The 26,937-nt window shown below is 45.1% G+C and carries 18 protein-coding genes; 14 read left to right on the top strand and 4 right to left on the bottom strand.

All coding sequences use genetic code 11. The features are described from left to right. The first annotated feature begins 15 nt into the window (after positions 1-15). A complete protein-coding gene (locus AB5Z01_RS04345) occupies positions 16-1,029 on the top strand; it encodes a cadherin-like beta sandwich domain-containing protein (protein WP_287215072.1) in 1,014 nt (337 codons plus the stop codon). 214 nt (positions 1,030-1,243) lie between these two features. Here AB5Z01_RS04345 and AB5Z01_RS04350 read toward each other — a convergent pair whose 3' ends face one another. Then, positions 1,244-2,107 (bottom strand): polysaccharide deacetylase family protein, encoded by an 864-nt coding sequence (locus AB5Z01_RS04350; RefSeq protein ID WP_195387868.1) that lies wholly within the window; start codon positions 2,105-2,107, stop codon positions 1,244-1,246. 179 nt (positions 2,108-2,286) lie between these two features. Here AB5Z01_RS04350 and AB5Z01_RS04355 point away from each other — a divergent pair, with 179 nt between their 5' ends. Beyond that, entirely contained in the window at positions 2,287-4,392 is a 2,106-nt protein-coding gene (locus AB5Z01_RS04355) for a methyl-accepting chemotaxis protein (protein WP_287215075.1), read from the top strand. A gap of 43 nt (positions 4,393-4,435) precedes the next feature. Next, positions 4,436-5,509 (top strand): 6-phosphofructokinase, encoded by a 1,074-nt coding sequence (locus tag AB5Z01_RS04360; protein ID WP_038671106.1) that lies wholly within the window; start codon positions 4,436-4,438, stop codon positions 5,507-5,509. Between the two features lie 170 nt (positions 5,510-5,679). Here the strand turns inward: AB5Z01_RS04360 and glgA are convergent, their stop codons facing one another. Beyond that, a complete protein-coding gene (glgA, locus tag AB5Z01_RS04365; protein WP_022286605.1) occupies positions 5,680-7,122 on the bottom strand; it encodes a glycogen synthase GlgA in 1,443 nt (480 codons plus the stop codon). Between the two features lie 233 nt (positions 7,123-7,355). Between glgA and AB5Z01_RS04370 the strand changes: the two genes are divergently transcribed. The 10 genes from AB5Z01_RS04370 to AB5Z01_RS04415 all read left to right on the top strand — a co-directional run bounded on the left by AB5Z01_RS04370 (position 7,356) and on the right by AB5Z01_RS04415 (position 18,847). After that, positions 7,356-8,972: an ABC-F family ATP-binding cassette domain-containing protein gene (locus AB5Z01_RS04370; protein WP_287215077.1), complete on the top strand. Its 1,617-nt coding sequence runs from the start codon at positions 7,356-7,358 to the stop codon at positions 8,970-8,972. A 33-nt stretch (positions 8,973-9,005) separates the two neighbouring features. Next, positions 9,006-9,494, top strand: coding sequence for a GNAT family N-acetyltransferase (locus AB5Z01_RS04375; RefSeq protein ID WP_195221491.1), 489 nt, complete (start codon positions 9,006-9,008; stop codon positions 9,492-9,494). A 97-nt stretch (positions 9,495-9,591) separates the two neighbouring features. Continuing rightward, on the top strand, positions 9,592-11,091 hold the full coding sequence (locus AB5Z01_RS04380) for a sialate O-acetylesterase (RefSeq protein ID WP_022286602.1): 1,500 nt from the start codon (positions 9,592-9,594) through the stop codon (positions 11,089-11,091). A gap of 345 nt (positions 11,092-11,436) precedes the next feature. After that, positions 11,437-11,706, top strand: a complete 270-nt coding sequence (locus tag AB5Z01_RS04385) for an ACT domain-containing protein (RefSeq protein WP_022286601.1) — start codon at positions 11,437-11,439, stop codon at positions 11,704-11,706. Positions 11,707-11,724: 18 nt separating this feature from the next. Next, positions 11,725-13,080, top strand: coding sequence for a PFL family protein (locus AB5Z01_RS04390; RefSeq protein WP_022286600.1), 1,356 nt, complete (start codon positions 11,725-11,727; stop codon positions 13,078-13,080). A 55-nt stretch (positions 13,081-13,135) separates the two neighbouring features. Further along, positions 13,136-13,915, top strand: a complete 780-nt coding sequence (locus tag AB5Z01_RS04395) for a sugar phosphate isomerase/epimerase (RefSeq protein ID WP_287215081.1) — start codon at positions 13,136-13,138, stop codon at positions 13,913-13,915. 30 nt (positions 13,916-13,945) lie between these two features. Next, positions 13,946-14,806: a histidinol-phosphatase HisJ family protein gene (locus AB5Z01_RS04400; RefSeq protein WP_368365351.1), complete on the top strand. Its 861-nt coding sequence runs from the start codon at positions 13,946-13,948 to the stop codon at positions 14,804-14,806. A 130-nt stretch (positions 14,807-14,936) separates the two neighbouring features. Then, positions 14,937-15,806 (top strand): dipicolinate synthase subunit DpsA, encoded by an 870-nt coding sequence (locus tag AB5Z01_RS04405; RefSeq protein WP_278643514.1) that lies wholly within the window; start codon positions 14,937-14,939, stop codon positions 15,804-15,806. Continuing rightward, a complete protein-coding gene (locus AB5Z01_RS04410; RefSeq protein WP_195221485.1) occupies positions 15,778-16,380 on the top strand; it encodes a dipicolinate synthase subunit B in 603 nt (200 codons plus the stop codon). Before AB5Z01_RS04405 ends, AB5Z01_RS04410 begins: the two co-directional genes overlap by 29 nt. A gap of 385 nt (positions 16,381-16,765) precedes the next feature. After that, complete coding sequence (locus AB5Z01_RS04415) at positions 16,766-18,847, top strand: elongation factor G (RefSeq protein ID WP_332008425.1); 2,082 nt, start codon at positions 16,766-16,768, stop codon at positions 18,845-18,847. A 204-nt stretch (positions 18,848-19,051) separates the two neighbouring features. Here AB5Z01_RS04415 and AB5Z01_RS04420 read toward each other — a convergent pair whose 3' ends face one another. Beyond that, positions 19,052-20,581, bottom strand: a complete 1,530-nt coding sequence (locus AB5Z01_RS04420; RefSeq protein ID WP_117923169.1) for a YifB family Mg chelatase-like AAA ATPase — start codon at positions 20,579-20,581, stop codon at positions 19,052-19,054. A gap of 22 nt (positions 20,582-20,603) precedes the next feature. Further along, complete coding sequence (locus AB5Z01_RS04425) at positions 20,604-21,551, bottom strand: alpha/beta fold hydrolase (protein WP_287215089.1); 948 nt, start codon at positions 21,549-21,551, stop codon at positions 20,604-20,606. 1,464 nt (positions 21,552-23,015) lie between these two features. On the opposite strand from AB5Z01_RS04425, the gene rpoB reads away from it, so the two are divergent. Next, the gene (rpoB, locus tag AB5Z01_RS04430) at positions 23,016-26,840 is read left to right on the top strand and encodes a DNA-directed RNA polymerase subunit beta (RefSeq protein WP_138339119.1); all 3,825 of its coding nucleotides are present in this window, start codon (positions 23,016-23,018) and stop codon (positions 26,838-26,840) included. The last annotated feature ends 97 nt before the right edge of the window (positions 26,841-26,937 follow it).

The raw sequence follows: 26,937 nt of genomic DNA on the forward strand, positions 1-26,937 counted from the left end.
TCGGGAGGGATAGCAATGATCACAAAAACAAAGCTTGTAAAAAGAATATTCTCATCGCTCTTGACAGCCGCACTTGCAGTTCCAATGACGGCTCTCACTGCCCATGCAACAGGGGAGGCTTTCTTCTATCCGCCTAAAAACCCCGTCATGACCGATCAGCAGTTTGAAGTGTCCGTGACATTTTCCGCAGATTCAGAGATAGGAAGCGTTCAGGCAAATATCGCCTATGACGATTCCGTTATAGAATTTGTGTCAAGCGACAACGCCTCAGGTGGCGGAGGAGTTCTTACAGTAAACGGATTTCCTGATACCCCCTCTTCAGAAGTGGATTTCAGCTTTACGTTCAAAGGTCTGTCAGCAGGAAATGCAAATATAAGCCTGCAAAGCTGTCAGATATATTCCCCTGATTCAGAGCTTATCGGCTCGCCTACCGCCTATTGTGTCATAACAGTTGGAGGCGATAAGGTGGAAACCAAGACCGAAACAGAAACCACGACCACCACCGAAAAGACCACCACCACCACTACCACTAAGACCGCACCTTCAAACGGCATACCCGATAAAGGCGTTCTTACAGCCCTGACAGTGGATAACGGTGAGCTTTCTCCTGCCTTTGCCTATAATGTCTATAACTATACAGTGAACGTTGACAATTCCGTTACCAATGTTGAGATAGAGGGAACAACAGCAAGCCCCTCTGATTATATATGGTATACAGGCACAAGCGAGTGTCAGGTGGGCGAAAATGTACGAACCATAACCGTCACAGACGTTGACGGCAATACCGCCACCTATACTGTCACCATAATAAGAGCCGCAGGCGGAGATGAACAGCAGACCCAGACCGCCCAAAAGAAAGACAGCTCCGATACTTCATCTGCCGTGTCCAAAAACGCAAATGTTATGGACCAGTACAAAAAGATGCTCAATACCGCCCTTGCTATCGTCCTTATTGTCCTTGTTATTGCACTTGTAGTAATAATTATCTGGATAAGAGGAAAGATCAAAGGCGGCAAAAAGGATAAATAAGTTCTGTGTAAAGAGATGATAAACAGCCCAAAGTGGCGTATCAACGTGCTTTTGGCTGTTTGTGACAGCATTTGTCACTCTGCTTACACGAATACACATTTTTTTTACAAAAATCACACAAAAACAAGTATAATTTCGACACCTGCCAGAGTATAATGTGAATATGCTGATGGTGATTCAGTTTAGAGAGTGGCTCCAATAGGGGCTGCTTTTTTTATGCTCCAAAAACTTTTTTCATGAATTCTTCTGTGGAGATGATCCCGCTGCGATTGTATCTGTAAAGACCAAAAAGGCAGCGCTCATCTTCTTTTTTTATTATATTGATTTTTTCCTCTACTCCAAGACTAGCCTCAAACCCCATGTTCTTTACGAGCCGACTTGCACTTTCGCAGGTTATGCCGAAAGGATAGGTGTAAACGTTTGGCTGAAAACCACAGTGTTCATCGCAAAGCGTTTGAAGCTTCGTGGTGTCGTTAAGAAATATCTTTCGGTAATCCTCGTAGCTTTCCCCCTCTAGCTGACCGACTCCACGCCTCCCCTCAAGATTGTGCATATCGTAAGAGTGATTGCATATCTCCACATGACCGCTGTCACGAAGCACCGAAACGTCCTGCCAGTCAAGATAAGAGTAAGCAGGATCAGGCTCAGCCTCCTCGCAGGCAGCGTCAGTGTAAGCCCCCACAATAGATACAGTGGCTTTCATATCGTATTTTTCAAGAAGCGGCAGAAGATATTCTCTGTAGTTGTAAGTGCCGTCATCAAAGGACAGTATGACAGGCTTCTCAGGCAGTTCGCCCCCACGCTTCACATATCTTATAACGTCATTTACAAAAACAGTAGTGTAGCCGTTCTGCTTCAGATAAAGCAGATCCTTTTCAAGCTCGATAGGCGTTATAACATACTCACCGCTGCGATCTTCGTTTTTTACGATGCTGTGATACATTATGATCGGAAGCTTTATCCCATCTGTTTTTTCTTCTTTTGCAAAGGTCGGCATAACAGCCACCGCCGCCAGCATAGAAAGTACAGCTATAACACAAAGCATCACCCTTTTTCTTATCCTTAGACTTATGTACATATTTTATTTACCCCCTTTTTACCTATTTTTATTCACCTCCATATCATTAATTGCATCATAAGTTCACAAAAAATATGCTTGTGGTACTTGAAATAATTGTGCAATTATGATATAATAAACACGTAATATCGCATTGTTGTGTGCTGCGTTAAAAACAAGTTCATAAGGGGGAACTGTATATGAAAACGTTGCGTTCAAAGCTGCTTTTGGCAATGCTTTCAATCGCACTTATCATCACGGTGCTGCTCAGCTTGGTTTCCGTGTATTTTATAAACGTTTCTGCAAAGGATACGCTCAAAAGCACCGCTGAACCACTGGCTGTTCAGGCGGCTAAGAATTTTGACTCGACGATCAGCTCTTATACGAATAATATAGTTTCGACCGTAAAGTCTGATTCTTTTTTAGGGGCAAAAACTGACGCTGACAGACTGAAGGCGGTAAAAAGTGGCTTTGCAGACAACACAGGCTTTTATCTGAATTTTACGGTTTTTGACAGCAATGGCATTGTGCTTGCAACAGATAATGAAATGGTATCGTCATCAGTTGAAAAGAAGCACATCATAAGCGCTTGCGAAAGAAGCTCGGCTTATATAACCAATATATATTCCTTTGGCGGTAAGAATTATTTTTCTATACTTGCTTCGACAAAGTCTGGCAACACAGAACAAAAAGTCGCTTGTATTACCATTCAGAGCGATATGCTTGTCAATGCTCTTAATGAATATACCTTCGGAAAATCCGGCTATGTTTATCTTGTTGGTAAAGACGGAGAGATCCTTCTTCATAAGGATACTGATCAGATAGGTAAAAATGCCCTTGAGATCGGTAAGAAAGATGAAGAATATACGGAAGTGACAAATGCCGTTGAGAAAATACTTGCAAATAATAGCGGTACAACAGAGTATAAATTTAAGGATAACAATTATATCGTGGGCTATTATGGTTCGTCATATTTTGACGGTACTGTCGTCATGGTTACAAATGTTGCCGACTTCACCACTGCAAGCTCCAGCGCACTTACTAATATCATTGTAATGGGCGTTGTGCTTATGTGCCTGACGGTGCTGTTCTCTCTGCTTTTTGCAAAGAGGATAACAAAGCCTATCATTTCTACCACAAACAGACTTCGTTCTCTCGCACAGGGCAACCTTACCGACCCTGTTGACGTTTGGTATTCAAAGGACGAGCTTGGCGTCCTTTCAAACTCTCTGGAAGAAACTATCGTCTGCCTCAGACAGTATATCAACCTTATTACAGTGGCTCTTACCCAGATATCCGAGGGTAACCTTTGCCATAGAATGGAAGGCACTTTTAAGGGCGACTTCTATAAGATAAAGAGTACGTTTAACGAGATACTCGACTCACTGTCTGATACCTTTGCTTCTATCAATATGTCAGCCGAGCAGGTGAACTCAGGAGCGGTTCAGGTGTCAAATATCGCACAGTCTGTATCACAGGGTTCTACACAGCAGGCTTCCGCGATCGAGGAGCTTTCCGCTACCCTCAGTGATGTTTCAAAGCAGATAACTCAGAACTCTGAGGATTCTAAGAACGCTTATAATATTGTACTTAAGAATACCGAAGCCGTTGACAACTGCAACAGCGATATGGGCAACATGGTAAATGCCATGAATGCTATCCATACAGCTTCCGATGAGATCTCAAAGATAATCAAGGTCATTGACGAGATCGCATTCCAAACAAATATCCTTGCCCTTAACGCCGCCGTAGAGGCCGCAAGAGAGGGTTCAAAGGGCTTTGGCGTGGTAGCAGACGAGGTAAGACGTCTGGCATCAAGATCAGCCGAAGCCGCAAAGCAGACCGCTTCACTTATCGAAAACCAGTCTGCCGCTGTTTCAAAGGGCTCTAAGATAGCCGAAGAAACTGCTGATTCGCTGAACAATATCGTAAGCAATTCAAATACTATAAAAGATCTCGTAAAGAATATCTCAGACGCTTCTGAGGCGCAGGCAGAAGCTATCGTTCAGGTAAATACGGGAGTAGACCAGATATCAGCCGTTGTATCAGCCAATACCTCAACTGCAGTCGGTTCAGCTTCCGCAAGTGAAGAGCTTTCAAGCCAGTCGCTTATACTAAAGAATATGATAGCACGTTTCAAACTTAGCGAGAACAGTGAAAAGGATAAGAAAGAGCATCAGACTTCAAGGTTCACATATATTGACGATGAGCCGGAAAGCGAGGCCACCCCTGAGGAAACTCAGCAGGATATCACTCCTTCCGACGAAGCCGATATAGAAGATTTCAGCACAAGCGATAAGTATTGATATCGTTGATAATGATAGAATTTCATTGAAAGGACTTGGTAAAATGAAGAAAAGAATAGGCATACTCACAAGCGGAGGAGATTGTCCGGGACTTAACGCAACTATCAGAGGCGTTGCAAAGGCTTGCTATGAAAAGTTCGGCGAGGACGTTCAGATAGTAGGTATCGAGGACGGCTATTACGGACTTATCAATAATATGTGCAAAGAAATGAAACAGTCTGACTTTTCTGGTATCCTTACCACAGGCGGAACTATTTTCGGCACAAAGAGAACGCCTTTCAAGAAAATGCAGGTCATCGAAGAAGATAACGTGGATAAAGTAAAGGCTATGAAAGAAACCTATAAAAAGCAGAAGCTCGATTGCCTGCTCACCTTGGGTGGCAACGGCACTCATAAGACCGCAAACCTCCTTTCAACCGAGGGACTTAACGTTATCGGCCTGCCAAAAACTATCGACAACGATATCTGGGGCACAAGCGTAACATTCGGCTTCCATACCGCTGTTGACACAGCCACAGACGTTATCGACAGACTTCATTCCACAGCCAATTCCCACGGAAGAATACTTGTTGCAGAAATAATGGGCAATAAAGCCGGCTGGCTCACCCTCTATTCAGGTATCGCAGGCGGTGCAGATATGATAGTCATTCCTGAAATACCATATGATATCGAAAAGCTTGCCGCTGCCTGCGAAAAAAGAGAATCAAAGGGATTTTCTATTCTTGCCGTAGCTGAGGGTGCTTTTGATAAAGAAGAGGCAAAGCTAAAAAAGAAGGAAAGAGCAAGACTTCGTGCAGAACAGGGTCTTACAACTGCTACCCCTAGAATTGCAAAGCAGATAGAAGAGCTTACAGGCAGAGAAACAAGAGTTTGCGTTCCTGGTCATATGCTCAGAGGTGGCAGCCCGTCAGCTTATGACAGAGTGCTTGCCACAAAGTTCGGCGTCCATGCCGCAGAGCTTATCGCAGCCGATAAATACGGCTATGCAGTGGCAATGATAAATGAAGTTGTGTCAGAAAACCCACTTTCAGAAGTGGCAGGCAAAACAAAATTCGTCCCTGCTGACCACCAGCTCGTCAAGACCGCAAAGGCTCTGGGCGTCGCTTTCGGTGACTGATAAAGGCAAAACAAAAGCGGTGCAGCCTAAACTGTGCCGCTTTTTATGTTTGTTTCCGTAGCGGCGATCTGAGGTCGCCCACCTGATCTCCGACAAATCATATGCTTGCCACAAAACCTATAACATAAAAAAAGCTCCGCCTTTCCTGCGGAGCTTTTCTTGTATCTATCTTAGCCGATAAGCCAGTCATACATTTCCTGATATTTGTTAGCAGAAGCCTGCCATGAGAAATCCTGTGCCATTGCAGATTTGATAAGTCCGTTCCATTCGTCACGTCTGTCATCAAATATGTACTTTGCGAACATAACAGTGTTGTACATCTCGTGTGCATTGTAGTTTGCAAAGCTGAAACCAGTGCCGGTCCTCTCAAACTGATTGAACGGCTGAACAGTATCTCTCAAACCGCCAGTTTCACGAACGATAGGCAACGTGCCATAACGCAGTGACATAAGCTGTGAAAGTCCGCATGGCTCGAAAAGTGACGGCATAAGGAATGCGTCAGCTGAAGCGTAAATGCGGTGGCTCATTTCCTCACTGTAGTAAATGTTAGCGGAAACCCTGTCAGGATACTTGCCTGCAAACCAGCGGAACATATCCTCATATTTCTGCTCGCCCGTGCCAAGCACAACGAACTGTATGCCCTGTTCACACATTCTTTCCATCATGTATGCAATAAGGTCAAAGCCCTTCTGATCTGTCAAACGGCTGACAATGCCTATCATAAAGCGATTGTCGTCCTGCGCAAGACCAAGCTCCGCCTGAATTGCCCTCTTGTTGTGTATCTTCTTCTCAAGCACGTTGTCATAATTGTATCTTACAACAATGTTCTTGTCTGTGTCAGGGTTGTAATCAACGTAGTCGATACCATTTACGATACCACGAAGATCGTTAGCCCTTGCCCTCATAAGTCCGTCAAGACCCTCACCGTAGAACTGCGTCTTTATCTCCTCTGCGTATGTGTTGCTGACAGTTGTGATAGCGTCAGCATAAACAAGACCGCCCTTGAGCATATTTCCGTCAACGCCCGTTCTCAGCTTGTCGATAGTGAAGTAGTAGTCAGACAGACCGGATATCCTCTTGAACTGCTCAACTCCGTCATTTCCCTGGAATTTCAGATTGTGTATAGTCATAACGGTCTTTATGCCGCGGAAGAAATCTCCCCCTGCAAAGCTGTCATGAAGATATACAGGTATAAGACCCGTCTGCCAATCGTGGCAGTGTATAACGTCAGGACGGAAATCAAGAAGCGGCAGAGCAGAAAGCACAGCTCTGTCAAAGTACATGAACTTTTCTATATCCCAGTGATGCTCAGTGTAAGGCTTGTCACCGGTGAAATAATGTTCGTTGTCGATAAAATAGAACGTAACGCCATCATAAACGCATTCAAGCACGCCCACATATTGGCTCTGACCTGCAAAGTCCATGTAGAAATGCGTTTTGTACTGCATCATGTCTTTCCACTGCTGTTTCATGCAGGAATATTTAGGAAGAATTACTCTGACATCATAATACCTCTTGTCAAAGCACTTAGGCAGAGAGCCAACAACGTCAGCAAGACCGCCTGTCTTGATAAACGGAACACACTCCGAAGAAGCGAACAAAACTTTTTTCATATTCAAGTTATCCTTTCCAACTTAATTTCTTGAATTTTCAGGGCAATAATTATCGCTATTGCCAATGTGTACGTAACAATTATAACACTTTTTGTTGAAAACGTCAAGAGCAAAACCTCGTTTGCACCATAAAAGCGCAGTGATGAAAAATTAATAATTAAAAGTAGACATAAGCCTCTTTGTGTGGTATAATAAAGTGTCAAAGTATAATTATCAGATATAGGAGAGTTAAAATGATAACAGTATCAAACGTAAGCCTTTCATTCGGTGGTCAGCTTCTTTTCAAGGACGTTGACCTTAAATTTACAAACGGCAACTGCTATGGCATAATCGGTGCAAACGGTGCAGGAAAGTCAACATTTCTGAAGATCCTCTGCGGTGAGATAGAGCCTACCACAGGCGAGGTAGTGATCTCAAAAGAGGACAGACTTTCAGTGCTTCGTCAGGATCACTTTGCATTTGATGAGTATACAGTTCTCGAAACTGTAATAATGGGCAATAAGCGACTTTATGAGATAATGAAAGAAAAGGACGAGCTTTACGCCAAGGAGGACTTCACTGAGGAGGACGGCGACAGAGCAGGTCAGCTTGAAAGCGAGTTCGCAGAATTAAACGGCTGGGAAGCTGAGTCTGACGCTTCAAAGCTCATTCAGGGTCTTGGTCTTTCCGAGGATATCCTCTATTCACAGATGTCCACCCTCTCAGGTAACGAAAAAGTCAAGGTGCTTCTTGCACAGGCACTTTTCGGCAATCCTGATATCATCATGCTGGACGAGCCTACAAACCACCTTGATATCGACGCTATAAGCTGGCTTGAGGACTTCCTTGCCGACTATTTCGGAACTGTCCTCGTCGTATCCCATGACAGACACTTCCTTAATAATGTTTGTACCCATATCGTGGATATCGACTATACAAAGATAAAAATGTATGTTGGTAACTACGAGTTCTGGTATAAGTCCTCACAGCTCATGCAGAGAATGATAAAGAACCAGAACAAGAAAGCCGAGGAGAAGATCAAGGAACTCCAGGAGTTCATCAACCGCTTCTCAGCAAACAAATCAAAGTCCAAGCAGGCTACCGCAAGAAGAAAGCTTCTTGATAAGCTCACAGTCGAGGAAATGCCTGCCTCATCAAGAAAATATCCTTTCATAGGCTTTAATATGGATAGAGAGCTTGGAAAAGACGTCCTCAAAGTCAACGGCATATCCAAAACAGTTGACGGCGTAAAGCTCCTCAATAATGTTTCCTTTACCCTCAGCCGTACCGATAAGGTCGCTTTCATCGGCGAGTCCGAGCAGGCTATCACAATGCTTTTCAAGATACTTGCAGAGGAAGAAGAGCCAGACGAGGGTAGCATTAAGTGGGGCGTTTCCACATCACGTTCATATTTCCCTATTGACAACTCAGCCTACTTCAACGATAATGACGAAAGCATCGTTGATTGGATAAGAAAATATTCCACTTCCGAGGTAACAGACACCTACCTCAGAGGATTCCTTGGCAAAATGCTCTTCTCTGGGGACGAGATATATAAGCCTGTAAAAGTTCTCTCAGGCGGTGAAAAGGTAAGATGTATGTTCAGCCGTATGATGCTCTTCGGCTCAAACGTTATAATGCTTGACAGACCTACCAACCACCTTGACCTTGAGTCTATCACAGCCGTAAATAACGGACTTAGAGATTTCAAAGGCGTTGTGATTTTCGCATCTCATGACCACGAAATAGTTCAGACAGTTGCAAACAGAATAATCGAGATAACCCCCGACGGCTGTATCGACAGACAGGGAACATATGAGGAGTTCCTTGATTGGCGACGTGAGCGTGGCATGAAGTCATTTATAGAGTAATTTTATTATGGAGAAGTATCCAAAATGGCAAAAATGAAAAACGTGACCGTAAGAGGTTACAATATTGATGACGTTCCTGCAATGGCAGAGATATGGAACGAAGTTGTAAAAGAGGGCAATGCCTTCCCACAGAAAGAGACCCTCGACTATGAGGGTGCAAAAAAATTCTTTGCTTCACAAACATTCTGCGGTGTTGCAGAGTATGAGGGCGAAACTGTAGGAATGTATATCCTACACCCTAATAACGTTGGCAGATGCGGACATATCGCAAACGCAAGCTATGCCGTAAAAAGCACCTGCCGTGGAAAAGGAGCAGGCAAGGTCATAGTCGAACATTGCCTTTTCATAGCAAAGCAGAAAGGATTTAAGGTGCTCCAGTTCAATGCCGTTGTTGCATCAAATGTCAAGGCGGTAAAGCTTTACGAAAACCTCGGCTTTGTTAAGCTCGGCACTGTACCGAATGGCTTTGAAAACAAAGAGGGCGTCTTTGAGGATATCATTCTGTTCTACCACACTCTTTGATTAGTGAGGAGTTAGGAGTGAGGAATGAAGGTATCGCCTGAGGCGATGATATTTTTTGAATATTGAATTTTTATGGGTATTGAAAGGTGAAAGAAGTATGTTAAAAGTAGCAAATATTTTTTCAAACGATATGGTGCTCCAGCGTGACAAGAACATAACAGTCTGGGGACTTGGGGACGAGGAAAGAACTGTCACAGTTACTCTTAACGGCGTGTCAGTCCAGACGCAGGTCTGCGACGGCAGGTGGACAGCCGTCCTCCCTCCAATGAGTGCAGGCGGAGAGTATGAAATGACAGTTTCAGACGGCTGTACAGAGAAAAAATTCTGCCGTATCATGATAGGCGAAGTGTGGTTCTGCGGCGGCCAGTCAAATATGGAGCTTGAACTTCAAAACGCAAAGGGCGGCAAAGAAGTCCTCGAAAACCTCACCCCTGATTGCAACGTAAGATTTTATTACACTCAAAAGCGTGGCACTCTTGACGAAATGTTCTATGAAGACGAAAACAATACCGCATGGTCGCAGGCTTCAAAGGATAATTCAAGGGCATGGAGTGCAGTTGGCTTTTTCTTTGGAAGAAAGCTTGCCAAAGACCTTGGCGTAACAGTAGGACTTATCGGCTGTAACTGGGGCGGCACATCAGCCTCCGCATGGGTAGACAGACCGACCCTTGAAAACAACGCTGAAATAAGAAGCTACATAGACGAGTATGAAAAACGTATTGAGGGCAAAACTGTCGAGGAGCAGATAAAAGAATACAGAGATTATCAGAAATTTGAGCGTGTGTGGGATAAAAAATACGGCGAGCTTCTGCAAAAAGACCCAACAATGAGCTGGGAGAAAGCCAACGAGATCCTTGGCGATAAGAATTGGCCGGGCCCGATAAACTGCGTAAACCCATTCCGCCCAACAGGACTTTTTGAGACCATGGTGTCAAGAGTTTGTCCTTATACAATAAAAGGCTTCCTCTATTATCAGGGCGAGTCTGACGACCATAAGCCGGACAGCTATTATACCCTCCTCACATCTCTTATCAGGCTTTGGAGAGAGAAGTGGGGCGACGATGAGCTTCCGTTCATAATCGTCCAGCTCCCAATGTTCAAATATGCCGCCGACCCTGATTATAAGCATTGGTGTAAAATAAGAGAAGCACAAATGAGAGCATATAAGACAGTGAAAAATACAGGAATAGCTGTTATCTCAGATTGCGGTGAGTTCAACGAGATCCACCCAAAGAATAAAGTACCCGTTGGCGAAAGACTTTGTTTGCAGGCAGAAAAGCTTTTCTACGGCATGGACGTAAAAGCATTCGGACCTATCTATAAGTCGCTGGAGTATAAAAACGGTGGTATAGAGCTTAGCTTTGACCATGCCGAAAATGGCTTTGTAGTAAAGGGCGAAGCACAGGGCTTTGAGATAGCAGGCAAGGACGAAGAGTTCGTAAAAGCCGATATCACCATAAACGGCAGTAAGATATTCATAAAATCAGACGCCGTTGAAAAACCTCTCTATGCAAGATATAACTGGTTCAACTATTGCGAGGTAACTATCTTCAACGAAACGGGCATACCACTCGCACCATTCAGAACAGAAAAATAATACAAGAACGTCCCCTAAATGGGGGCGTTTTTTGTAGGGGAGCGGCGAAATTTCTGCTCGCAAGCTCACAGAAATTGACGTCCCGCTCATCAAACTTTTTTTTGTTTTGCAGAAATCTGACACCCCGCTTTTTTTGCACTTCAACGTTTTTGATTTTTTTACGAATTTTAGGAACGAACAATGTTCGCCCGTTTCGTTCACCGCAAACCACCTGCCTTGACCGTCGCCCCATAAAACGCATTCCCAACGTTAATAAAATATTTATAATTAAAACTCTTGGCAAAATCTCCGCTGTGTGGTATAATAGAAGATATATAAATGAATTTGGAAAGGCTGGTCTTATTAATGAGAGCTGTTGTTACGGTTATAGGTAAGGACGCTGTAGGTATCCTTGCAAAGGTAAGCACAAAGTGTGCAGAATATAATGCGAATGTTATCGAGGTCACTCAGTCAGTTTTGCAGGACCTCTTTGCTATGATAATGCTTGTTGACATCACAAAGCTCAACTCCGATTTTGCTACCATGGCAGACGGACTTACAGAGCTTGGTCAGACCATGGGTGTAAAGATCCATACAATGCACGAGGATATTTTTAACTGTATGCACCATATCTAAAGAGGAGATTTCTGTAAAATGATTAATACATATGACGTGTTGGAAACGATACGAATGATACAGGACGATTGTCTTGATATTCGTACTATCACAATGGGCATTTCTCTGCTTGATTGTATCGACAGCGATATAAACGTTGCCTGCGAGAATGTCTATAAGAAGATAACCGCAAAAGCCGCAAGGCTTGTTGAGGTGGGCGAACAGATAGAAAAGGAGCTTGGAATCCCTATCATAAATAAGAGAATTTCCGTTACCCCTATCGCTATCGTGTCTGCTGCCTGCAAGTGTTCACCTGTTCCATTTGCACACGCTATGGACAGAGCCGCAAAGGACGTTGGCGTAAACCTTATCGGTGGATATACAGCCCTTGTTCCAAAGGGCTTCTCCGCAGGCGATATCGAGCTTATCAAGTCTATCCCAGAGGCACTCGCTACTACTGAGAGAGTATGTTCCTCTGTAAATATCGGTTCAACAAAAACAGGTATCAATCTGGACGCCTGCAAAATGATGGGTGGCGTTGTAAGAGAGTGTGCAGAAAGAACAGTTGACTCTGCCTGCTTTGGCGCAGCAAAACTCGTTGTTTTCTGTAACGCAGTTGAGGATAACCCATTCATGGCAGGTGCTTTCCACGGTGTTGGCGAGCCTGATTGCATGATAAACGTGGGCGTATCAGGTCCTGGCGTTGTAAGAGCCGCCCTGAGAAAATATCCTGACGCTGATATCACAAAGATATCCGACGTTATCAAGGAGATCTCATATAAGATAACAAGAGTAGGTCAGCTCGTTGGAACTATCGCTTCCAAGCGTCTTGGCGTTCCATTCGGTATCGTTGACCTTTCACTCGCACCAACTCCGGCAGTAGGCGACTCTGTTGCCCATATCCTCGAGGAAATAGGACTTGAAAAGTGCGGCACACATGGCACAACAGCAGCCCTCGCACTGCTCAATGACGCAGTTAAAAAGGGCGGTGTAATGGCTTGCTCCAGAATAGGCGGACTTTCAGGCGCATTTATCCCTGTTTCCGAGGACGCAGGCATGATTGATGCCGCAAAGAGCGGTGCGCTCTGCATTGAAAAACTTGAAGCTATGACCGCTGTATGCTCAGTTGGTCTTGATATGATATGTATTCCTGGCGATACCCCAGCCGATACTATTTCAGCTATCATCGCAGACGAAGCTGCTATCGGTATGGTAAACAACAAGACCACCGCCGTAAGAGTTATCCCTGCTATTGGCAAGGGCGTTGGTGAAGAACTTGATTGGGGCGGACTTTTTGGCTGCGGACCTGTTATGCCGCTCAAAAAAGAGTCACCTTCCAAGTTCATCAATCGAGGCGGACAGATCCCTGCACCACTCCATTCTCTCAAAAACTAAATTTTCACGGCGGCAGAGCAATTCTGCCGCTGTTTTTGGTAAGGAGGAAAACAGATTGAAACGCTGTATGTTTGCAGACTTCACCTTTAAAATACCCTTTGAGGAGCGTATAAGACTTATAAAAGAGAACGGCTTTGACGGTGTAATGCTTGGTTTTTCTGACGGACTAAAATACACACAGTATGATATTGTACGAGATTTTGGACTGGAAATAGAAAACGTCCATTCACAGTTTGACCGCATGAACGCCCTTTGGACAATATGCCCAGAGAGCGAATATATCCTCCAACGAACACTTGAATGTGTAAGAGTGTGCGGTGAAAACGGCATAAAAACCATGATATGCCACCCCACTGACGGGCTTGTTCCACCCGAAGTATCTCGTTTCGGTATAGAGAATTTCGCCAAGATAATACAGTGCGGAGAAGAAAACGGCGTCGATATCGCCTTTGAGAATATCCAGCTCCCGCAGTTTCTTGACGTGCTATTTGACCAGTTTGGAAACCATGATAACGTGAAATTTTGCTATGACACAGGTCATGAGAATTGTTTCTCAAAGCATACCGATTGCCTGACGAAGTTTGGAAGCAAGCTTGCCTGCCTGCATATCCACGATAACGACGGCAACACCGACGGCCACATAATACCGTTTGACGGCAACCTGAACTTTGAGAAATTTCTCAGAAAGCTCAAAAACCTCCACCACCAGCCACCATTGTCATTAGAGCTTTATATGTCAAAGTCCCCCATGTACCGAAATGCTGCACCTGACAGCTTTGTAAGACGTGCGGCAGAAGCGGCAAAACAGCTTGAAAAGCTTTACGATTCTATATAAGTACAAATTTCTGTACAGATAGGAGAACCTATGAAAACTCTTATAGATATGCACACCCACACAGGCTTTTCCCCCGATGGTGAGGGAACTGTAGAACAGTCTTTAGCAAAAGCCAAAGAGCTTGGCTTGGCGGCATTTGCCATAACTGACCATTGCGATTGCAATTTCCACTATAAAGCCGACCATTACGGTGATCCTGAAGCCCTGAAAGACGGCATGATGTACGGCTCGGGTGAGTACGCCCCCGCAAGCATAGTCGCCCAGTATGAAGCTTCACAGCATCTGGAGGGTTTAAATTTTCTCTGCGGAATAGAGCTTGGTCAGCCTTTGCAGGATATAGAATTTGCCGAAGAGATAGCCTCAGACAAACGCCTTGATTTTATCATCGGCTCACATCATCAGAATAAAGGCAAGGACGATTTCTATTGGATAGAGTACAAAAATATGGACTTGTCGCAAACTTATGCTCTCCTTGACGACTATTTCAAAGAAATGCTTGAAATGTGCAAATGGGGCAAGTTAGACGTTTTAGGACACCTAACCTATCCTCTGCGATATATCCAGGGCGACTGCGGTATACAAATAGACCTCGCCCCCTATGATGAGATAATAAGAGAAATTTTTTGTACACTTATCCAAAAAGGCAAGGGCATAGAGATAAATGTGTCGGGATTAAGGCAAAAATACGGCAAGCCCCTCCCGGACCTTGGCTATGTAAAGCTCTATAAGGAACTCGGCGGCGAGATATTGACCATAGGCTCAGACGCCCACTGCACCGCAGATATCGGCAGAGACATTTCCGCAGGCGTAGAAATGGCGCAGGCGGCAGGCTTTAAGTATCTGACCTATTTCAAAAAGCACGAGCCGAAGTTTATCAAGATAGAAATATGATATCATATCAAAGCGCCGCAATTCTTGCTTTGCAGGGATAGGGCGTTTTGTTTTTCCGGTAACATTTAGCCCACCGATACATATAATTATATATAACTCTATCAGGCATAGTCCCACAGGAGGTATCCATATGAAAAAAACAGTTTTCCTCTGCGTCGGCGGTGACGCAAGACAAACATATACAGCTCAGACTCTCACTAAAATCGGCAGGGTCTATACTTACGGCATGGACGATAAAGGCGAGGACACTATCCCACTCGCTCATCTCGATCAGCTCACCGAAAAGGCGGACGTTCTCGTACTTCCTCTCATGAAAGCTGACGGGCTGGATATCTCTTCTAGCCGTAATGTAAAGGTATCATGCAGTGACGTTTCAACGCATTTAAAGAAAAATGCACTCGTGGCAGGCGGTCTGCTCCGCCGTGATCAAATAGAATATTTCTCCTCTCTCGGCTTCGATGTTAAGGATTACTATAAGCGAGAGGAGCTTGTTATAAGAAATTGTATCCCCACGGCGGAGGGCACTTTGCAAATAGCCATGCAGGAGCTTGCTGTCACCGTGAACGGTTCCACCGTTCTAGTTATTGGCTATGGTAGAGTAGCGAAAGCCTGCGCTAAGCTTTTTCGGGCTGTCGGCGCAGATGTGACTATATCCGCAAGAAAGCTTTCTGCGCTTGCAGAAGCCGAGGGCGCAGGCTATAAGGCAGAGCTTATCACAGCTCTTGCGGACAATATTTCGGGGTATACTATAATAATAAACACCGTCCCTGCCATGATACTTGATGAAAAGCTTTTGGGCGTAATGGATAAAAACTCTCTTATCATAGACCTTGCCTCCCGACCTGGCGGAGTAGATCATGAAACTGCCGCAAAGCTGAACAGGCGTGTGGTATGGGCATTGGGACTTCCAGCCAAAGCCGCACCTATGACTGCAGGAGAGATAATCGCCCGAACAGTCACGGACATTTTGAATGAAAGGGGAACAAAGAATGTCACTTGACGGCATACGAATAGGCTTTTGCATGACCGGCTCCTTCTGCACCTTTGAAAAGGCATTTGCCGCCGCAGAACGGCTTGTTCAGCAGGGCGCAAAGCTTGTGCCAATAATGTCTTTCAACGCCGCATCTATATCTACACGTTTTGGCACAGCGGAAGAAAACATCAAACGCCTTGAAACCATAGCAGGCCGCAAGGTCATACGCACCATAGAAGAAGCCGAGCCGATCGGACCGAAAAAGATGTGTGATATCATGGTAGTAGCACCCTGCACCTCAAACACGGCAGCAAAGCTTGCTCTTGGCTTGACGGACACTCCAGCCACCATGGCGGTAAAAAGTCACCTGAGAAATGCTCGTCCCGTGGTCATCGCCATATCGACAAATGACGCACTGGCAGGGTGTGCTAAAAACATAGGTTATCTGCAAAATCTGAGAAACTACTATTTCGTACCATATGCGCAGGACAACTGCGAAAAGAAGCCAAACTCCATAGTGGCTGAGTTTGGACTCATACCCGAAACTATTCAGTCGGCTCTTGATGGGATACAGCTTCAGCCTATTATAAGGGTAAAATAACCAAAAGCTCTCCGATCTGCTCGGAGGGCTTTTTTGCATTTACACATCTCTGATAACCGCACCCTACAGATATTCGGGATAGTTTCTACCGCTTGTTCGCTTCGCCCGGTGCTTTATTTTGCTTTATGCTTGTAATTTTCTTTGGTCTGCTATGCTAATTCCTAATTCCTCACTCCTCACTTCTACCGCCCTTGTGCAATCTGCTTTATAACAAGTCTAAACTTTGTTCACATTCACGAAAGAATTTTTTCTTTCCACTCTTGCTATTTATGTGAAAATAGTATATAATTATCTTATGCGGTTGATATATTTTGTATAAATGATACATATAATTATACTGCATATCACATTAAGCCGTCCAACGGCATAGATTGGAGCGATCAACTTGAAAAAATACGACAGCACAAAAATAAAAAATATTGCTATTGCAGGTCAGGCAGGTTCTGGAAAGACCTCTCTGACTGAGGCACTGCTATATAAAAGCGGAGCTACTGACAGGCTCGGCAAGATAACTGACGGAAACACTGTTTCTGATTATACCCCTGATGAGATAAAGAGAAAATGTTCTGTTTACACATCTCTTTCTTCTTTGGAAACTGGCGAGTTCAAGGTAAATCTTCTTGATACTCCCGGTATGTTCGATTACGAGGGCGAAGCTGTTGAGGGCATTGCCGCAAGCGGTTGCGTACTCATTACTGTATCAGGTAAATCAGGCGTTCGTGTAGGTACTCACAAGGCTTATGACCTTGCAAAGGAAATGGGCAAGCCTACAATGTTCGTTGTAACAAAGCTTGATGACGATAACGCAAACTTCAATAACGTTCTTACTCAGCTCAAAGCAGAGTTCGGACCTACAGTTTGCCCTGTTGTTGTGCCTGTTATCGCAGACAGAAAGATAGTTTCTTATGTAAATCTCATTGAGATGAAAGCATATAAGTATGAAGACGGCAAGGCAGTTGAAACTGATATGCCTACAGCTGATGTATCAGAGAAAATGGGTTATCGTATCGACGGACTTATCGAAGCCGTGTCCGAAGCCGTTGCAGAAACTGACGAGGCGCTTTTTGAAAAGTTCTTCTCAGGCGAAGCATTCACACAGAAAGAGCTTATCGACGGAATACATAGCGGCATGAACTCAGGCATTATAACTCCTGTTACCTGCGTTTCTTCCACAGACCTCTCAGGTGTTGATATGCTCCTTAAGGAGATAGACCTACTGCTCCCTCCTCCGTCAGAAAAGGACGCTATGATAGGCGAAACAGCAGACGGCGAAGCTGTTGAGGTCGCTTGCGTTGAAAGCGACCCTATGAGCGCATTTGTATTCAAGACAGTTGCTGACCCATTTGTTGGCAAGATGTCATATATAAAGGTATTTTCAGGAAAGCTTACACCTAACAAGGAGGTTGTGAACGCTACCACAGGAAGCACCGAAAAGGTCGGAAAGCTTGTTACGCTTCAGGGCAAAAAGCAGATAGACGTTGCCGAAGCAGGCTGTGGAGATATCGTTGTTGCAATGAAGATGAACGTGAACACCAACGATACTATCTGTGACTCCACGAGAGTTGTTAAGTTTGCACCTATGACCTTCCCTAAGCCGTGCTACAAAATGGCAGTAAGAGCTAAAAAGCAGGGCGATGAAAGCAAGATATCCGCCGCAATGACAAGACTTATGGAAGAAGACCTTACTATAGATTACAAGCTCGACCCGTCAACAAACGAAATGATACTCAGCACCTTGGGCGGACTTCACCTTGATTCTGTTGTGGGCAGACTTGCAGGAACATTCGGCGTTGAAGTAGAAACCTCCGTGCCTAAGATCTCCTATCGTGAAACTATCAGAAAGAAAGTCAAGGTGCAGGGCAGACATAAGAAGCAGTCAGGCGGTCACGGTCAGTATGGTGACGTTTGGATAGAATTTGAGCCATGCGTATCTGACGACCTTGTATTTGAAGAAAAGGTGTTTGGCGGAGCAGTTCCAAAGAACTTCTTCCCAGCCGTAGAAAAGGGCTTGCAGGAAAGCGTAAAGAAAGGTGTTCTCGCAGGTTTCCCTGTAGTAGGTCTGAAAGCTATCCTTGTGGACGGCTCATATCACCCTGTTGACAGCTCAGAAATGGCATTCAAAATGGCAGCTTCTATCGCATACAAAGAGGGTATGCGTCAGGCAGAGCCTGTTCTCCTCGAACCGATCGGCTCTTTGAGCGTTTTCGTACCTGACGATAACACTGGCGACATGATGAGCGAGCTTAATAAGAGAAGAGGCAGAGTTCTTGGCATGAATCCTGCGGAAAAGAAGGGCATGACAGAGATAGTTGCGGAAGTTCCAATGGCTGAAATGGCAGACTTCACACTGCTTCTGAGACAAATGACGCAGGGTCAGGGCGTATTCACATTTGAAAAAGCACGTTACGAGCCGCTTCCTGCAAATCTTGTTGCAGACGTTATTGCAAAGAACGCAGTGGCAGATTGATTTTTTTGGAATAGAATTTTTAAGGGATAATTATAGAATTGTGATAAGGATAGTACGGGAACGTTTCGGGCGTTCCCGTACTTTTTTGCACAAAAAAACAGACGGCATAAAAACCGTCTGCAATTATCATATGTATTTGAATACACCATAGTAGGGGCGAACACTGTTCGCCCGTTTCCTGTCAGCTTTTATGTGACGCACATATCACCCATTCCAATATTTTCTGTCAAGGCTTCGATACTGAACAGCCATTGCGATATGCTTTTTGTCTATGACCTTTGCACCGTCCATATCCGCAACAGTTCGTGCGACTTTAAGTATGCGGTCATAGGCTCTTGCTGAAAGTCCCAGCCTGTCAAAAACGTTCTCCAAAAGCTTTGAAGCCTCATCTGTCACAGGGCAGACCTCGTGAAGAATATCAGAGGTTATTCGTGCGTTGCAGGTTATGCTAGTGCCTTTGAAACGCTCGTTTTGTATGTCACGGGCTTTTTGGACACGCTCTCTTATGGACGCTGAGGACTCCTCTTTGGCCGTGGAAGAAAGATCTGCAAACTCAACAGGTGCGACCTCCAAATGAATGTCAAAACGGTCGAGCAGTGGTCCGCTGACTTTGGAAAGATAGCTTGAAACTTGTTTCGGAGAGCATATGCACTTTCTTGTTGGGTGACCAAAATATCCGCATGGACAAGGATTCATGGCGGCGATAAGCATGAACGAACACGGATATGTTATAGACCCTGACACTCTGGATATGGTCACCTGCCTGTCCTCCAAAGGCTGACGTAAGATCTCAAGGGCAGGGCGTGAAAACTCTGCAAGCTCGTCAAGAAAAAGCAAGCCGTTATGTGCAAGGGATATCTCACCGGGCTTTGGCACAGAGCCGCCGCCTGAAAGTCCTGCCGGTGAAACTGTATGATGCGGTGAACGGAAAGGTCTGGCGGTGATAAGAGGACTGTTGCTGTCCAAAAGTCCTGCCACAGAATGGATATTTGTGGTTTCTATAGACTCCTCAAAGGTCATGGCAGGAAGTATCGACGGCATACGTTTTGCAAGCATTGATTTTCCTGAGCCAGGCGAACCTATCATAAGAACGTTGTGACCGCCTGCCGCTGCGACCTCCAATGCTTTTTTTGCCGCTGATTGTCCTTTTACGTCGGCAAAATCAAGACTTCCAAAATAACTTTCAGCGGTGGGCTTATAATGTGCCGCAGGAACTATTGCCGCCTTTTTCTCAAAGTGAAAAACAAGCTCCCTCAAAGACCTTACGCCATAGGCTTTTATACCCTCCACAACAGACGCCTCACGAACATTGTCGGCAGGAACATATATCTCAGAAAGTCCCATTTTCTGCGCCATTATGGTCATAGGCAAAACGCCCTGAACAGGTCTTACTTCTCCGCTGAGAGAAAGCTCACCGATAAAAGCGGAGGTGGAAAGCATACTGTCATCAACAAGGTCAGCCATTCGCAAGAGTGCAACTGCCACGGCTAAGTCATAGACCGAGCCTGTTTTTCTCACATCGGCAGGTGCAAGATTTATGATTATTTTTCTCAGAGGTAATGTTATCTCGCTTGAACGCAGTGCAGAACGCACACGTTCACGGCTTTCTTTTACAGATGCGTCTGCAAGCCCCACGATATCGAAAGAGGGCAGACCCTTTGAAGCTTCTATCTCCACCTTGACCGCAAAGGCGTTAAGCCCCAGCAGACCTACACTGTTTATTACAGCAAACACGTTGACTTCTCTCCCTTACAGCTTAATCTGGACACATTTCAGAGCTTATGATATCGAGCAGAAAATCTGCAATATCATTATACACCTCACGGCGGTTGGTTTCATTCACAAGCTCGTGACGTGCATTTTCGTATATCTTCATCTCAACGTCACAGCCGTTGAGGGACAGCCTGTTGAACACGCTTAGTACGCCTTTTCCGTAGTTTCCCACAGGGTCGGCACTGCCTGCTATAAGATAGGTAGGCAAAGTTTTCGGATAGGTGGAGAACCACTTTTCATTTGAAACATACCACAAAAGCTTTGCAAGATTTTCAAAGCCGTTTAGGGTGAAAATAAAGTTGCATTTAGGGTCTTTTTCGTAGGTGGAAACTATTTCAGGGTCACGGGATATCCAATCATATTCGCTGACCTTATCGGTAATTTTTCTTGTATAAGCACCGAAAGCAAGCTTATTTACAGCGTTGCTCCTATATTTATCACCATGGAGTATTTTGAGGCTGTCAACAAGGGTGAGCAAAGCAGGGATACCCTCCATGCCGCCGCTCGTTCCACAGAAGATAGCCGCTGTGAGGTTTCTGCCATGCTTGGTGACAAAAGCTCTTGCAAGGAAGCTTCCCATGCTGTGGCCGAGAAGAAAATACGGCTTGTCAGGGTAGTTGTGTTTCATCATTTTTGTGAGAGTATACATATCCTCGACAGCGTTTTCCCAGCCATGTTCAGGGGAGAAGTAGCCAAGCTCGGAGCTGTCGTTTACGCTATCGCCATGACCGAGGTGGTCGTTTCCGCAGACAGCGAAGCCTAAGCCTGTGAGGAACTCAGCGAGGTCGTCATAACGTCTGAAATATTCGCACATACCGTGGGATATCTGAACGACACCTCTTACTGTGCCGATAGGGAAACGAACGTAATACGCGATCTTATGAAGTCCGTCAGAGGACGGATAGTAGCTTTTGAAATGAGTACAATTCATAGAAATTTACCTCCTTGGGGTTAGGATTTCGTACAATTTTACTTATCAATAGTATAGCACTTTTTGGGGGAATAATCAAGGGGAAGTTTTTTTGAGTGAGGGTCGAAGTTTAAGTGAGAAGTGAGGAGTGAGGAATGAGGAGTGAGGAATGAGGAATGAGGAATGAGCAAAGCTGCCCCCAAGCACCGAGCGAAGCGAGAGATAAAGCGCACGCTCAAGCCCGGCGCTAGAGGGCTTGTGGGGTCTAGGGGCAAAGCCCCTAGCGGAGTTTGAGGCAGAGCCTCATTCGGCGCAAGCCGACAAGGTGCAGATTGTAGTATCAAAAGCAGATAGAAATAGGATATCAGATGAAAGTGATATCGGAGAATTAAATCTGCACCGCTTTTCTAGCCCATAGCAAAACGTATATACGCAAAGAGCGGAGCGATTTTGCGGAGGAATAATCTATCAATAAAAATTGTAGGGGCTGGCGCCCTCGACAGCCCGCTCGAAGGAGCGAGGTTTGAATTATCAAGAGCTCATGTAGAAAACATTATGTGGATAACACAAATGAGATTGCAGACGAAATGTCGGAGGGGCGGGACGTCGGGGGCGCCGTCCCCTACATGGTTTGTGAAAACATAAATGTTGTTGGGGATAACACACATTGTTGACGTATGTTGTACGGATAACGCAAGGCTTGTCAGGCGACCAGAGGTCGCCCCTACAGATTTGTTGCCGTAATTTTGTCCAATCTATATTCAATTTTCAAGTTGTGTTCGGGGTGCGACATTGGGTATTATGCCCTTGGTTGCGTATACACAAAATACCGCAATGCACACCCACGCTTTGACACAAGTACTCTACAGCCTGTTCCAGAAACGCACCTCGGTTTCACTAAGTCGCAGGGCTTGTACGTGCCCGCAAGTATCAAAACGCTTTCTACTTATCCCCGAAAATCACCACTTTTGTTGCATAAAAAATGCAACAATTGCAGAAATGTTGCCAAATTAAAATATAAATCATTTGTTTGCACAATTTGTTAAGTGATTTTTTGTTGGATATGACAAGTGAATCGGAATTATTATGTAATGGCAGACAAGTTGGTGCAGATAGTGATGAAATAAAGGGTAGGTTAGGGCGGAGGTAATGAGGCGGAGGGTGATAAAAGCAGATGGGTAAACGAAAAATTTACGATTTGATAACACATTGGTAATAGTAGAAGTTTCTGCGTCGAATTGTGCGATTTTTGTTCAAATCGGAGAAAATAGGAAAATCGGCGAGATGTGTAAGCTAAAATGCTTGACAAGGGCTTGCTAATATTATATAATAGTATACTGTATCATAATGGAGTTTTCCACCTATTTCATGCGTTTTTGAGCGCAGAAAATCAGGGAAAACACCGCCAAAACCACTGGCGAATACGATTGTTATATAGTATTATATAAATGTATTTTCCAAATAAATTAAGGAGTGATTGAGCCTATGGTGAATGTCAAGGACGTAAAACTTGGTAAGAACACGAGAAAGAGCTTTGCCAAGATCAATGAGGTTCTGGAGATGCCTAACCTTATTGAAGTGCAGAAGAACTCTTATCAGTGGTTCCTCGATGAAGGTCTGAAGGAGGTCTTCAGAGATGTTTCAGCTATTACTGATTATAATGGTACGCTGGAGCTGACTTTTGTTGGATACCATTTCGACGAAGAGGCTAAGTATTCTGTTGCAGAGTGCAAGGCGAGAGATGTAACTTATGCAGTGCCACTGAGAGTTACTGCAAGACTTAACAATACCGAGACCGGCGAGATCAAGGAGTCCGAGGTATTTATGGGTGACTTCCCTAAAATGACCGACAGCGGAACTTTTGTTATCAATGGTGCAGAGCGTGTTATCGTTTCTCAGTTGGTGCGTTCACCAGGTGTTTATTACGCTTTTGATAAGGACAAGACCGGTAAGGATCTGTTCAAGACAACTGTTATCCCTAACAGAGGCGCTTGGCTTGAATATGAAATGGATTCTAACGATGTGGTTTATGTCAGAATAGATAAAAACAGAAAGATCCCTCTTACTACTTTCCTGAGATCGCTGGGTATTGGTACTAACGAGGAGATCGAGGAAGTTTTCGGTCCTGATGAAAGACTTACTCAGACTATCATGCAGAAGGATCAGACTGCTAACAGAGAGGAAGCTCTTCTTGAAGTTTATAAGAAGCTCCGTCCGGGCGAGCCTCCTACAGTAGATTCTGCTGTTACTCACCTGAACAACCTGTTCTTTGACGCTAAGAGATACGATCTTTCAAGATTCGGAAGATATAAGTACAACAAGAAGCTTGGCGTTGGTTCAAGACTTTCAGGCCACAGACTTTCAAGACCTGTTGTAAATCCTATGACAGGCGAGGTAATGGCTGAGGCCGGAGATCTTATCAGCTTTGATAAGGCTATGGAGATCGAGACCGCAGGTGTTATGGAGGCTTACGTTGACGTTGAGGTCAAGGAGCATCTTACTTCCGCAACAGGAGAGGCTGTTACAAAGCTTGAAGAGTGCGAAGTTAAGATCATAGGCAACGGCATGGTAGACATCAACGCTTATGTTGATTTTGACTGCACTGAGCTTGGCATCAACGAAAAGGTATCTTTCAAGGCTCTCAAGGAAGTTCTTGAAGATTCTGAGAATGAGGAAGAGCTTAAGGAGAACATCAGACTTAAGGCTGACGACCTCGTTCCAAAGCACATCACTATCGATGATATTATCGCTACGGTTTCTTACTTCCTCAACCTTTGCGAGGGCGTTGGTACTGTTGACGATATCGACCATCTTGGCAACAGAAGAATCCGTTCAGTAGGCGAGCTTCTTCAGAACCAGTTCAGGATCGGTTTCACAAGAATGGAAAGAGTTATCCGTGAGAGAATGAACATTCAGTCACAGGGCACTGAGGTCGTTACTCCTACAGCTCTTATCAATATAAGACCTATCACTGCGGCTATCAGAGAGTTCTTCGGTTCTTCTCCACTGTCACAGTTCATGGATCAGAACAACCCTCTGGCTGAGCTTACTCATAAGAGAAGACTTTCAGCCCTCGGCCCTGGCGGTCTTTCAAGAGACCGTGCCGGATTTGAGGTCCGTGACGTTCACTATACTCACTACGGCAGAATGTGTCCTATCGAGACGCCTGAAGGTCCTAACATCGGACTTATCTCTTATCTTGCTTCTTTCGCAAGGATAAACGAGTACGGCTTTATCGAAGCTCCTTACAGACGTGTTGACAAGGAAACAGGCGTTGTAACTGACGAAGTTGTTTATATGACGGCTGACGTTGAAGATAACTACATGGTCGCTCAGGCAAACGAGCCTCTTACTGAGGACAACAAGTTTGCCAGACCTAAGGTAAACGGCAGATACAGAGATCAGATCCTCGAGATCGAGAGAGAGAAGATCGACTTCATGGACGTTTCGCCTAAAATGGTAGTTTCTGTGGCTACTGCTTGTATCCCGTTCCTTGAGAACGATGACGCTAACCGTGCGCTCATGGGTTCAAACATGCAGAGACAGGCTGTTCCGCTGCTCAAGACTGAGTCTCCTATCGTTGGTACCGGTATGGAATACAAGGCTTGTCTTGATTCAGGCGTTGCTGTTGTTTCTAAGAACGCAGGTGTTGTTGAGAGCGTTGACGCTGACAAGATCGTTATCCGTGAGGACAGCGGTATGCTCAGAACTTATGAGCTGACTAAGTTCAAGCGTTCAAACGCAGGTACTTGCACAAACCAGAGACCTATCGTAAACAAGGGCGAGAGAATTGAAGCTAATCAGATAATCGGTGACGGCCCTGCTACCTCAAACGGCGAGCTTTCACTTGGTAAGAACGCTCTTATCGGCTTCATGACTTGGGAAGGTTACAACTACGAGGACGCCGTTCTTCTGAACGAAAACCTTGTAAAGCAGGATAAGTACACTTCTATCCATATTGAAGAGTATGAGACAGAAGCCAGAGATACAAAGCTCGGACCTGAGGAGATCACAAGAGATATCCCTAACGTTGGTGAGGACGCTCTTAAGGATCTGGACGAGAACGGTATCATCAGAATAGGCGCAGAGGTTCGCTCAGGAGATATACTTGTTGGTAAGGTAACACCTAAGGGTGAAACTGAGCTGACAGCAGAGGAAAGACTTCTGAGAGCTATCTTCGGCGAAAAGGCTAGAGAAGTTAGAGATAATTCTCTTAAGGTACCTCACGGCGAGGCCGGTACTATCATTGATGTTAAGATATTCACAAGAGAGAACTGCGATGAGCTTTCTCCTGGAGTAAATATGCTCGTCAGATGCTACATCGCACAGAAGAGAAAGATCTCTGTGGGCGATAAGATGGCAGGTCGTCACGGTAACAAGGGTGTCGTTTCAAGAATACTCCCACAGGAGGATATGCCATTCCTTGAGGACGGTACTCCGCTTGATATCTGTCTTAACCCATTGGGCGTACCTTCTCGTATGAACATCGGTCAGGTGCTTGAGGTTCATCTTGGTATGGCGGCAAAGGCTCTTGGCTGGAAGATAATGACCCCTGTATTCGACGGCGCTCACGAGGCAGACATCAGAGAATGCTTCAAAATGGCTCAGCAGAATTATCTGGAGCATAAGGACGATGAATTCACTCTCCACACAATGGACGAGGTCATCAACCCTAACGCTCTGAGCATGAGCGAGGACGGCAAGTTCACTGTATATGACGGAAGAACAGGCGAGAAGTTCGATAACAGAGTTACAGTCGGTTATATGTACTACCTGAAACTCCACCACCTCGTAGACGATAAGATACACGCACGTTCAGTTGGTCCTTACTCACTGGTAACACAGCAGCCACTCGGCGGTAAGGCTCAGTTCGGTGGTCAGAGATTCGGAGAAATGGAAGTTTGGGCGCTCGAAGCTTACGGTGCTGCTTACACACTTCAGGAGATCCTTACAGTTAAGTCTGACGATACTGTGGGAAGAGTCAAGACATACGAGGCTATCGTTAAGGGACAGAATGTTCCTAAGCCTGGTGTTCCTGAGGCGTTCAAGGTACTTGTTAAGGAGCTTCAGTCACTTGGTCTGGATCTCAAGGTACTCAACATCAATAACGAGGAAATAGATCTTAAACAGTCGTTTGACGAGGACGAGGAGCTTGTTCCACAGCCTGCTATCGAAGATCATATCGATTTCGGCGTTGACGAGGGCGATCTCGACGAGGGCTTCATGGCTGAAGACGAGAACGGCACTTCCGAACTGGAGGGCAGCGCAGCTTCCGACGAGTCTGATCTGTTCCTTAATGACGGTGAATAATTTTGCACAGTAACTAAATAAGCTGAGGTCAAAGGGCGGAAGGCTCCGCCCCTGCGACCGTTTCATATAGAAGTCGGCTGTTGCCGTGCTTCAAACT

It is taken from the genome of Ruminococcus sp. RTP21359st1_H3_RTP21359_211015, from assembly GCF_040909065.1.
Taxonomy (GTDB): domain Bacteria; phylum Bacillota; class Clostridia; order Oscillospirales; family Ruminococcaceae; genus Hominimerdicola; species Hominimerdicola aceti.